8 protein-coding genes and 2 pseudogenes are annotated in these 12,075 nt (G+C 45.1%); all 10 read right to left on the bottom strand.

Annotation, left to right across the window (positions count from 1 at the left end; all coding sequences use genetic code 11):
• Window positions 1-62: 62 nt before the first annotated feature.
• Window positions 63-560: a transcriptional repressor gene (locus ACLGGO_RS00310; RefSeq protein ID WP_446417854.1), complete on the bottom strand. Its 498-nt coding sequence runs from the start codon at window positions 558-560 to the stop codon at window positions 63-65.
• 375 nt (window positions 561-935) lie between these two features.
• Window positions 936-1,664, bottom strand: coding sequence for a M48 family metallopeptidase (locus ACLGGO_RS00305; RefSeq protein WP_446417853.1), 729 nt, complete (start codon window positions 1,662-1,664; stop codon window positions 936-938).
• Window positions 1,651-4,659 (bottom strand): annotated as a pseudogene (locus ACLGGO_RS00300) (type I restriction endonuclease subunit R); the annotation flags it as partial. The pseudogene ACLGGO_RS00300 and the gene ACLGGO_RS00305, both read right to left, overlap by 14 nt.
• A 60-nt stretch (window positions 4,660-4,719) precedes the next feature.
• Window positions 4,720-5,073: a four helix bundle protein gene (locus ACLGGO_RS00295; protein ID WP_446339538.1), complete on the bottom strand. Its 354-nt coding sequence runs from the start codon at window positions 5,071-5,073 to the stop codon at window positions 4,720-4,722.
• Between the two features lie 124 nt (window positions 5,074-5,197).
• Window positions 5,198-5,413 (bottom strand): hypothetical protein, encoded by a 216-nt coding sequence (locus tag ACLGGO_RS00290; protein ID WP_446417852.1) that lies wholly within the window; start codon window positions 5,411-5,413, stop codon window positions 5,198-5,200.
• A 117-nt stretch (window positions 5,414-5,530) separates the two neighbouring features.
• On the bottom strand, window positions 5,531-6,871 hold the full coding sequence (locus tag ACLGGO_RS00285) for a restriction endonuclease subunit S (protein WP_446417851.1): 1,341 nt from the start codon (window positions 6,869-6,871) through the stop codon (window positions 5,531-5,533).
• Window positions 6,872-7,118: pseudogene (locus tag ACLGGO_RS00280) on the bottom strand (UPF0175 family protein). It abuts the gene before it with no gap.
• Between the two features lie 65 nt (window positions 7,119-7,183).
• Complete coding sequence (locus ACLGGO_RS00275) at window positions 7,184-9,643, bottom strand: type I restriction-modification system subunit M (protein ID WP_446417850.1); 2,460 nt, start codon at window positions 9,641-9,643, stop codon at window positions 7,184-7,186.
• 452 nt (window positions 9,644-10,095) lie between these two features.
• The gene (locus ACLGGO_RS00270) at window positions 10,096-10,872 is read right to left on the bottom strand and encodes a hypothetical protein (RefSeq protein WP_446417849.1); all 777 of its coding nucleotides are present in this window, start codon (window positions 10,870-10,872) and stop codon (window positions 10,096-10,098) included.
• A gap of 319 nt (window positions 10,873-11,191) precedes the next feature.
• The gene (locus ACLGGO_RS00265; protein WP_446417848.1) at window positions 11,192-11,887 is read right to left on the bottom strand and encodes a sigma-70 family RNA polymerase sigma factor; all 696 of its coding nucleotides are present in this window, start codon (window positions 11,885-11,887) and stop codon (window positions 11,192-11,194) included.
• Between the last annotated feature and the right edge of the window lie 188 nt (window positions 11,888-12,075).

The following is a 12,075-nucleotide window of genomic DNA, read 5'->3' as shown; positions in this document are numbered from 1 at the left end:
TTGATGATCCCTTGACTTCATCACAATAACGATTTTCATTATCAAAACAAAGCGGGATTCCGTCAATCCCCGTACCGGGGACATGACCAGTTTCTGGGCAACAAAAGGGGCCACCCTTGCCGTATTGCCTCTAAGCAAACTGCATGAAGGGTTAGCTGGCAATCGAGCAGTTCAACGTCTTCATCCCTCGCTTGTTTTTGACTAATCTTTAAAATGGAAGGATCTTTGAACTCAATCGTTTGATGACACTGAAGACATACAAGATGATGGTGGTGTTTTAAACCCGAATAATTCAGCTCATAGTGCTTATGTCCTTCTGCCAATTCCAGTTCTCGCAGTATACTGATGCGAACCATTAACTTAACGGTTCTGTATACGGTGGATAAACTGACATTTTTACCAAGACTCTCTAAACAATCATGCAAATCCTCTACACTAAGATGCTCACCGGGGGGAAGTTCTTGAAACACTTGCAGAATCGTCTCTCTCTGGGGAGTCATCCGCAAATTTCTTCGGTTGAGGGCTAATTTGAGTGAGTTTGCCGTTAAGACTTCACGCATTCAAAAATTCGTCTTATGTTTATATACTGTAGGGTGGGCAATGCCCACCAGCATACCAGTCTGTGACACGCCTCCATCGCCTGATCAATGTCTTGCATCACCGCCTTATGCTGTGTGGTTATCTCAGGCGCGTTTGGCTTGGATTTAACGGTATCTTGCAATCTACTCAGCGTTGGTTTTAAGTCTTTTACGTTGCGTTCAGGTAACTGATTTTCCACATCAGCATAGAGTTCTTCTATCGGGTGACTAATATGGGGTTCGGCTTGTTCAGGTATGGTCTAATTAATTGATAATTATTCTTGGCTGTTGAAATTTTACCCTATCAGAGCCCAAACCCTTGATATACCGTAGGGTGGGCATTGCCCACCAACCTACTTAGATATCTGTCAAAGGTTCGCGATTCAAAATGTCTCGACATTGCCGCCACTGGGGTAAATACTGATCCATGTAGGCGTGGAATCGTTCGTTATGATAGCGTTCCCACAAATGAACTAACTCATGAACTAGCACATATTCCAGGCATTGGGTGGGTTTTTTAGCTAACTCCAAATTTAACCAAATGCGGCGATCGCGGATATTACAACTCCCCCATTTAGTTTTCATTCTCTTAATCCCCCAATCTGCCACTTGTTGACCAATAATCGGTTGCCATTGGTTGAGTAAATCGGGTATTCTGGCTTTGAGTTGTTCGCGATACCATTCGGTTAAGACTACGGCGCGATTTTGGGTAGAAGTACCGGGATTAACGAAAAGTTGTAGGGTGTTAGGCTTCGCGATCGCGACTTCGTGACGCCCCTGTCTTTCGATGACGCGCAGTTGATACGAATCGCCAAAGACATAATGGTTTTCCCCGGATATCATTTCCCGTTTCGGTTGGCGGGGTTGGGCGGCAAATTTGGCTTGTTGTTTCTGAATCCAAGAGAGTTTAGAAATGATGGCGAGGCGGATGTTATCCTCACTCAAGTGTAAGGGGGCTGCAACGCGGACGCGCCCATCGGGGGGATAAACTGCAAGGTGGAAGTTTTTGATCGGCTTGCGTAGGATTTGGATGGGAATGTTTCGGATGATTACAGTTAGTTCTGTGTCTAGGTTATTGATACTCATCTTGATTCTTGACTAATTCTAATATTTCCGCTATATTAATAGTATTATCGCCGATCGCGGTGCGAATCGCTCGCTCGATTTCCCGTTCCTTAAACCGATTGCCGATCCACCCTTCTTTTTTGGTGCAGCGGACTGCGGTATCGATAGACAGCGCCAGGGCTTTATTTTGTCCTAAGTTATCGTAGAGCGATCGCTTGGCGGCAGTGTCGAGGGAGGGGGGATAATTTGACCTAGCTGTGCTTTCGGGTTGGACAACTTGTTCTGCCAGTTGTTTGACGTTTTCGAGGTAGTCTTGATACGTGGTGGCTTGCTGTCGCCGTTGTTCAATTAAAGCATCCAGTAAGTTTGACATTTCCTGGTAGTATTTGGGATTGACGGGAGTCTCATCAATGATGATTCTCCGCATATTATTCTCGATGGTTTCCGCTACGGCGTCTTGATTCTGTTGTAGGGTATCGGGGAGGGTTTCCAAGGCGTTCACCCCGTTTTTAACAATCAGTTGAATTAAGCCTAAATTCTCAAAATTCGAGACAACTTGGCTGGATTCGGCGCGGATGTAGGTGTCGAGGAGGTGGCGCATGGCGGGTTCGTAGAGTTTCATGTCTACAGAGTCTCCACTGGCGATTTTTACCTCATCGCGCATCTGGCTGTAATGGTTAACGTCGGCTTTAATCTGGTTGGCTTCCTGGGGGGTATACCCAGCTTCCGTCATCTCATTGGCGAGGTGGGAATAGGCGCGAATTAAGGCGTTGACGGATTGGTAGAGGGCGACTCGTTTGGGTTCATTATTGGCGATCGCGTCTTGATCGCGGGTGTCGGCGGTGCAGAAGTAATGCAGGTAGTCGGAGGTGTGGCGGGGAGGGGAAACGGGTTCACATAGCGCCTTGACGGTTTCCAGGGTTTCTGAGAGGCGATCGCGCCCTTTTTCGAGGCGATTTTTCAGTAATCCGGCTACGTCGTCAGGATCGTAGCCGTCAAATGCGCCACTGGTGTAGTCGGTAACTGCACCTTCGAGTTGTTTAAATAGGTCTTTATAATCGACGATATAACCATAGTCTTTATCCTCCCCATCCAGGCGGTTGACGCGACAGATGGCTTGGAATAAGCCATGATCTCCCATGGTTTTGTCGATGTAGAGGTAAGTCGCGGGAGGCGCATCGAAGCCAGTCAGGAGTTTATCCACGACAATTAGCAGGCGCATTTGTCCGGGTTGTTTGATAAAACGTTCTTTAACTTTGTCCTCGAATTCTTCTACTTGAGACATGGCTTTGTCTTCGGGTTGGTTGAAAAAATCTGCCAGCATTTTTCGGTAAATTTCATACTGGTGCAGTTTCTCGGTGTAGCCTTCTCCGGTTTCTTGTCCTTTGATATCAGATGGGGCGGGTTTATAACTGGTAATAATCGCGCATTTTCCGGCTAAATCGGTTTGGCTGAAGAGGTGGTAAATTTTGCAGGCTTGGTAAATACTAGAACAGACTAACATGGCATTACCGCGCCCGTCCATGAGTCGGGGTTTGGTTTCCATGTCGAGGAGGATATCATCAACGATTTGTTCGAGGCGAGATTTGCTAGAGAGGAGGTTTTGCATGGTTCCCCACTTGCGTTTAAGTTGGGTTTTGGCGGATTCGGTTAAGCCGCGAGTTTTTACCTGAAACCACTGGTCGATTTTTTGGTGTGAGGTAATAGTTTGGTCAATATCGCGGGCTTCATAGCGCAAGTCGAGAACGATACCATCGGTGACGGCTTGATCGAATTTATAGGTGTGGATGTAATTGCCGAAAATATCGATACTTTTTTGTTTATCTTTTTTGAGGAGGGGTGTACCGGTAAAGCCGATAAAGATGGCATTGGGGAGGATGGATTTCATCGCCTTGTGGAGTTCCCCGGATTGGGTGCGGTGACATTCATCGACGAAGACAAATAGATTTCCTTTAATTTCGCGATCGCGGGAATAGGCGGCGGCTAATTCTGCTACAAATTTATCGGTAGGGTGTTCTGAATGGCTGCCAAATTTATGCATTAAGGCACAAATCAGCCAGTCTTCATTGGTTTCTAAGGTAGCGATAAGGGCAGCGCCGCCGTTACTGTAGCGTTGTTGGCGAATTTGTCCTTTTTCTTTTATCGTACCATTGAGAATCCGGACAATGTTTTCATCAACCCCTAAAAAAACGCTTTCAATTTGGTCATCGAGTTCCGTGCGATCGGTGAGAATTAGAATTCGCGCATCGGTGATGTTTTCCCGTATCCATTTAGCTAGCCACACCATGGTTAGGCTTTTACCGGAACCTTGGGTATGCCAAATAATGCCGCCTTTGCCGTCTTTTATTTGGGTTTGGGCGGCTTTGATGCCGAAGTATTGATGGGGGCGACAGGTTTTTTTGATGCCGGTGTCGAAGATGATGAAGTTGTGGAGAATTTCCAGAAAGCGGGTTTTGTTACACAGACGAATCAGGGCGCAATCGAGGGGATTATTGGCGGTTTCACAGTCGGAGTTGGAGAGATATTGTCGAGTCTTGGTATCGGTTTGGGGATTGTAGTTGGGGTTTTCTTCTTTCCATTCCAGATAATATTTTTCTGGCGTTTCGATGGTGGCGTAGCGGATTCCTTGGGTATCGTTTCCCGCCATAATTAATTGTAGGGTGGTGAAGAAGGGGCGGATAAATTCTTTTTTTTGGTTGTCTAGGTTTTGGCGGATGCCTTCACTTATGGAAACGATGGAACGTTTGAGTTCGAGGATACCGAGGGCGATTCCGTTGATGTAGAGGACGATATCCGGGCGTTTTTTATTGTGTCCTTTTATGGTGACTTCTTCGGCGATGGCAAAGGTATTCTGTTCGGGATGTTCCCAGTCAATTAACCAGATGGTTTGGTTTTGTTCTCCTGCACCTGCTTTAACTTTGACGCCGTAGCGGAGGAGATGATAAACGGCTTTATTGGCATCATAGAGGGTTTTATCACCGAGGGCGGCGGCTTGTTCGAGTTGGCGCAGGGTTTTGGGTTATTCGTTCTTTTTGTCCAACGTTAGTCATAATTGATAATTGATAATTGATAATTGTCAATTATCTGTTTTTGTTGATTTTATGATTGCGGTTAGGAGCTTTAAGAGTTCGATACAGTCTTGATTGATTGAATTAAAGCCTTTCTGATCAATGTAATCTGCCTGATGTAGTAATTCTAACCAATATTGGGTTTCATTGGCTTCTTTGAGAGCAATGGCTAGTTTATGCACAAAGTCGGCACGGCTCTCGGCGTGTTCGGCTTCGCGCACTAAAGCGCCAACTGCTGTACCACTACGAAGTAATTGTTTTGATAAGACATACTCGCGCTTTTCTTGATTCAGATATTTGAACAGCTTGACAATCCGTAAGGCAAATGCAAATGATTTTTCTTTAACTATGTTAGTTTTCATAATGGATAATTCATAATTGTCAATTATCAATTATCAATTATCAATTGTCAATTAACCGCGTCCTTTTTCCAGGCAATTTTTCAGTAAACCCGCCACGTCATCAGCATCGTAGCCGTCAAAAAAACTACTCAATAATTTCATCGTATTGATTGACACCGCTGTCTCGATGCTGTTTCATGGAGAGTAGAATCTCCTCTAATGGCGTTTTGTCTTGCCACTGATGGCGTTCTTTGGTGTAATCGCCTTGACCTGGGCTAAAGTATTGAATAAACCGGATGGTATCAACGACTCCCAAGGAATCGATTAAGGCTTTATAGTAGCGCTGGTGATCAGTTTCCATTGTCCTGACTGGCATTGGTTCCAGATGGTAAGGATTGTCTGGGTTTCGAGTGCAATGTTGGGTTATCCAGTAGATGATTGATCTAGCAAGCATCTAGATACATTCTATAGCTTTTTCTCAGACGAGGCGCGTTCTCCCAGTTAATAGTTCTTGCATCATGCCTTGTTTGATGGCTTGGGTTTTGGCGCGGCGTTTTTCTAGGGCGGCGATTTCGGTGTCTATGTCGGTGAGAACTTGCGCGATGGCATTTTGCTCCCGTATCGGAGGCAGAATTAATTTTCCTTCCTTGATATCTTTAGTTCCGATATTTGCTTGCACACCAAGAGATGCAATTGCTCTAGAGTATTCTCGCCATCTTCTTTGATTAGATAAAGCTGTTAAAAAAACAGAATTCACTTTGTTTATATCAACTCTGAGTAGACCTACACGCTGATTTAGTAATGCGGTTATATTAGATCTAACAATAGTCATACGACCAATTAAATTTTTTTCAGGGGTAACATCAGTCATTGATATAATTACGTCACCATTTTCTACGTGATATTGCTGTAGTTTATTGAAGTCATAAACAGACCAGAAATTAACGCATTCATCAGAAAATTTAAATGTGCCATCGAGTCCAATTTGTGCCATTGTAATTATTGGTACACCAGAGGAGACATAACCTTGAGCGGAAAAAGCATAACCATTCTGAAAGCTCTTGATTACCTCTCTAAGCTTCAGGATTTCCCAATCTTCAGGAATCACCCCAACATCAGTTTTTTTATACCCTTTCCCCTCACCAAACCCCGGCAGGCGTTTCTTGCCCGTGAGGAGTTGCTGCATGGTGGCGGTTTTGATGTGGCGCTTTTTGGCAAGCTGCTTATCCAGTGCGGCTATGAGGGTGTCAGCGTCGGATAGGGCTCGCGCGATCGCACTTTGTTCTGGAAGTGGTGGAAGAGGAATTTTTAAAGTTTCAATATTATTGATAAATAAGTTAGCTTGAGCGCCTTGATTTATTTTTTTTGCAATTTGCTCTTGTCCATTTCTATGCAGTAATATATATTGAAGAAAATAGTTCTTGATTTTGTTGACATCAGGTTTAACAAGTGCAGCACTTCTAACCATCACACAATCAATACCAATAGGTAATACGGAGACCCTGCCAATTGTCCCTGAACATGATATAAGCACGTCGCCAGCTTCAGGATTACATCTTTTCCTAATTCTTTGATATTCAGATACACCAACAAAGTCTACATCCGTTAGATCGATAAATCCATTAAAAATATTTCTAGCAGATAATAGGTAGTAACCTTCAGTAGTTCGTTTTGGTGTTGCGTGTTCTCCATCAGTAACTTTCTTTGCTATTTCATATAAGTATGAAACCTCCCAATTTTCAGGAATCACGCCAACATCAGTTTTTTTATACCCTTCTGGCACTTGATAATTATCACTTGATAATTTATGAGTACTCATTCACAGCCATCCTTTTGCCCTAAAATGCTCAATACCTCCCTGCAATTCAGCCACATCATAATGGATGCAAATACCCCGTTACGCAATCAAACGCTGAAAACGAATCTGGGACATATTGAGCAATTCTACCCCTTTCCCAAAACTAACCTTATCCTGTTGAAAGAGCAGCAAAACCACCTCTACCAAAAACTCATCCTCTGACAACCCACTCGCTTTAACAATCTCATTCGGCAATCACCAAACTCATCTCCCTACCCCTTCATAAAATTATCAATTATTAATTATCAATTATCAATTATCAATTATCAATTATCAATTCCACTCCAACCCCATCCTCCTCAAATGCTCATCCACCTTACTCGATAACACCTCAACCTCCTGCACCAACTGCGGTAACGGTTCCGCATATCGCTCCTCCAACGTCTTCACCCGATTCGCCAACTGTTGCGTCACCCGCTCAATTTCCCCTGAAATCGCCGCCTCTAGGGTTTTCTGCCATTTATCATCTACCACCAACCCTTTAATCTCCGCCTCGGTTAACTTCCCATACTGAGCAAACACCGCCTTATCCAGTGACGCCTGAGCCTCCTTAACCACCCTCTTCATCTCCGCCTTTAAATCAAACAACTCCAGACATCGCTCCAGAATCGATAACTGTTCCCCATCAACAGACAACTCTGAACCATCAATCGTTAATTGTCCATTAGCAACGATTAATTGCTTCACCTTCGTCTTCGTCACCTTCCCCCCATCCGTCTGAGCATCACTCAACGCCCCATCTTCCCCACTATGCTCCTCAATTAACCCCTCCAACTCCTGCGTCACCCCATCCAAATCCGCCTGTAACTTATCAATATACGCCTGCTTATCCGCAAAATACCGCGCCACAATCAATTCGGGGGGTATCAAATCCGCCTTATACTTCTTCTTCCCAATCAGCAAATCCGGCGTTTCCCTCAGCTTCTCCCCCTTCTTCACCACCAACTCCCGCAGCACCTTCCCCACTTCCCAGCCATCCTGCACCAGCACATAGACATCATCCTGCATCGTTTCCGCCCAGTAATCCATCAAAAGCTGGTAAATATCATACTTATCCAACAACTCCGCCCCAGCAAACCGCGCCAACAAATCCTCTGATAAAACCCTAATAACTTCTTTCGGTTTATCCCCAATCCCAATCCCCTTTAATCGCCCCTGATGATACTGTCGCCACTCCTGATAAAGTGTCAACGTACTATCCGCAAACGCCTTAAATTCCGGATGATTCAGAATCGTCGCCGCCACCTGACTCGCTGCCACCAAACCCTGACTATAGCCCGGACGGTGACTCGGCGCAAATAAAGCACATCGCACCTGGGGAAATACCCGCCAATACTCCTCTAACGCATCAATATCCGCCTGGGGAATCCCCCCATTCAGATGAGCGCTCAAGTCATGAATATCCTCTGGTTCGCTAGCATCAATATAACGGGGAATATTCAAGTTATAGTCATTCGCCGCAATTTCCGTCAACTCCACCATGCGACTATAACCCGACAACTCCATTTGATGAGTAAAAACATCCACAATCTTATGGATATCCTGACTGCGGAGGCGATTCTTATTCCCATCCTTAATAAACCCCTGACTCGCATCCACCATAAACACCCCCTGGCGGCTATCGGCGTCAGCATTATCAATCACCAGAATACAAGCGGGAATCCCTGTGCCATAAAACAAGTTTGGCGGTAAACCAATAATCCCCTTAATATACCCTTTCGTAAGCAAATTCTGGCGAATCCGCGCCTCGGCATTCCCGCGAAACAATACCCCATGGGGCAGAATCACCGCCGCTTTCCCCCTAGGTTTCAACGATTTAAGAATATGCAGCAAAAACGCATAATCCCCATTTTTATCCGGCGGCGCACCATCCTCAAACCGATTAAACTCATCCTTAATAATATTGATGCCATGACTCCACGACTTATAAGAAAAAGGCGGATTCGCCACCGCAAAATCAAAAGTTTTCAGACTCCCATCCGAATTTTTCCAATAGGGCGACGCCAGTGTATTCCCCTTCCAAATATCTGCAGTCGGATAATCATGGAGAATCATATTCATCCGCGCCAACGCCACCGTCGCGTTATCCATTTCCTGCCCATAAATCGTCAACCCATTCGGTGCTTCATCTGCCACTTTCAACAGCAGCGAACCCGAACCACAGGTAGGATCATATACCGTCGCATCCTGGCGAGTTTCCGGCGTAATTCCCACCACCTTCGCCAACACCCGCGACACCTCCGCCGGCGTATAAAACTGCCCCTTACTCTTCCCCGACTCCGTAGCAAAATGGCGCATCAAATACTCATAAGCATCCCCCAGTAAATCATCCCCCTCGGCACGATTGGCGCTCAAATTCAAGCCCGCAAAGATGCCCACCAACTTAGAGAGGCGATCAACCATTTCCTTAACCTTGCCGAGTTTATCCTCATCATTAAAATCGGCAACATTAATCACCCCATCCAAGTCATTTTCTTTTGCCAAATTACCGATAATTTGATTAATCTTATCGCCAATTTCCTTATCTCCTTTCAGCGCCTCCAAATCCTGAAAAGAAGCCCCATCTGGAACAATAATAATCCCATCCGGATCACCCGCGTACTTATCCGAGACATACTTCAAAAACAACAACGTAAGGACATAATCCTTATACTGAGAGGCATCCATACCCCCACGCAATTCATCACATCCCGCCCATAACGAGCTATACAGTTCTGTCTTTTTAACTGCCATCAGAGACTCTCATTAACCTGCCATCACTGAGTAAACTTTAGCATTTTGCGTTTTGCGATCGCGTCAGACATTGCCCAGGGCGCAAGCCTTCTTATGTGTCAATTTAAGGTAAAAACCAAGATAGGGGGAGCTTTCACCCTCATCCCCTAACCCCCCTTTTTATCCCCATTTTCCCTTATAGATCCCCCTTGCGTCCCCCTATAGATCCTTAGTTTTCACGGTATGTGGTGCAATGTGTGTAGGGGCGGGTTTCACTACTATCTTTTCGGTTGCATCCATAAGTGACTAAACCCGCCCCGATACAGGTTTCTAGGTTTCCCGTGAAAAGTCAGCTATAGATCCCCCTTTTAAAGGGGGGATGGGGGTTGTGGCTTAAGTTAACACGGATGCAAGGATGGTGCCCCTACAGTTTTATTGCTCGTCCAATACTTAGCTTCAAAGCCTAATTCTACCTACTTTTTAACCGCCCTGTCATCCCCGGACGTTCGCCAGTTTTCTCGATAGAAATTCGGCTGAGATTGAACCCATAACCTTGCCCCCGATTCAATTAATTCTTGCTCAATTTGCACAGCATCCTCGACTATCGCTGCTGTCAAGTTCATCGTCTTTAGATAAACATTATAAGCCGCGACGGGCACATTTAAAACAGCACTCCAGGCTTCCTCTTGTTGGTGAAATGCCTGAAGTTCTGGCTGTTGTTCCGTGACTCCCTTTCCTATCTTCAATCCGCCTAACTCAATTTCTGACGCCGATGGTACTTCATCAATTAAACCATGATAGTAATCTCCCACATTCAGCAATAAATCATAAACCTCTCTAGATAACCGTTTACCAATAGGATGAGACAAATTACACCTCAACATTGGCAGTACATGCCACGTTTGAGCCAGCAAATCTTGTCCAACACCAGACAGATTAGCGGGAATCAGCAGATCAACAGAACTCAAAAAATCCGTATTTAGTGAAAGAACCATAACTGAAACAACTTGCCACTCCTCGGCGGCGACAGGAGATTCCGGTTCCTTAACAATCATCACATAGCGCGGTGGCGAATTTCCCGCCAGAAACCGTCGTGCTGAATCAGGAAATAGATTCTGTTTCTCCTGCCAAGAAAACTCCAGAGGACTATCCACCGAGCGATTAACCTGCCAAATTTCTCCAGGTTGAGGGGGTTGCTGGTTTAATCTTGAACCCTGAGAAAACCTGTATTCACTATAATTTATACGCATTAGCTTATAGCTCCAGACAATACGATACTCTGCTCAAATGAGAAAGCAAACAGCCTGAAACCTAGCCTACTCTAAATTACACCAAACTGCGTATATAAATCGAGCAATTTTACCAAAACTTCAAATCCTTAGTTAAGTTAAGGTAGATACACCTCATCGGCTGATAATTGTTTCAACCCGCCTCATACCGAGTTGCGCTCAAACATAGTAGATAGGAAAAGCAGGGGAGGCAGGGGAGGCAGGGGAAGCAGGGGGAGAGAAAGTTATATCTTTGAATGCAACTTGGTATCAAACCCTCACCAATGACAAATTACTATCCTTACCAATCTTGAGTTGAGCGCACTCGCTGAACCTTTTGACGGCTTGTCGCTTTGATTTCGGCTTGAATCGTTGCCGATTGCACCAATCCTAACTCCTCAGCAAGGCGCTCTAATAATTCGCCCCAACGTTTTGAGACAGCGCTTTGAGTTTTTACGCCCAAATCAGCCGCCAGTTGCACTTGGGTTCTGCCCTGTACCTTACCATACCAGAGTTTTTGATAACCCCGATTCGGATGGCGTTTATCCAGCACTGAAATCGCATCAATGGCGCGGCTGACTAAATCAGCACGCTCTACAGTATCTAATAAATCCAACTCATCCTGTATCGTTTCTAACAAAGGCAAATCCGTTCCGGGAATAGTTTGATCTAAACTGGTACAGTGTTGTTTTTTCTCTTTACGAACCAAATCAATAATCGCAAAACGAGCCACCATTGCCGCCCAGTGGTAGAAGTCTTGGACATCCCCTTGGTGGAACTTTCCAGCCATGACAGCTTGAAACACTTTAGCATGGGCAGTTTGGGCAGCATCTTCCCAGGAAACAGCCGTACCTCTGGTATTTTTCCGGGCAATTCTTTCAATTGTCCGTTGATGTTCCAAGTGGCTCAGAAGTTGTCCAAAAACCAGACAATCTCCCTTGAGACAGCGTTTTATTGGGGCTTCAGGAAGAAGAGCGTGATTAAATTGCTGAGTCATATCCAGTCTGGCTAAAGAGTATATTATGTGCCTTGTTTCGTCAAATGGGTTGACTGTGTAGAAAAATTCACGGGGAAAAGAGACTCCTACACATCTGTGTACAAGTCATCGATGAGCTGAAAGCATTACATCATAGCAAAGGTATGGAAAGGTTGATAGGGAAATAACCCCACCTGCGGCTGACTAGG

The sequence above is a fragment of the Coleofasciculus sp. genome, from assembly GCF_046565525.1.
Lineage (GTDB): Bacteria > Cyanobacteriota > Cyanobacteriia > Cyanobacteriales > Coleofasciculaceae > Coleofasciculus.
Note: the sequence above shows the minus strand (reverse complement) of the source record. Positions and strands in the feature narration are given on the sequence as shown.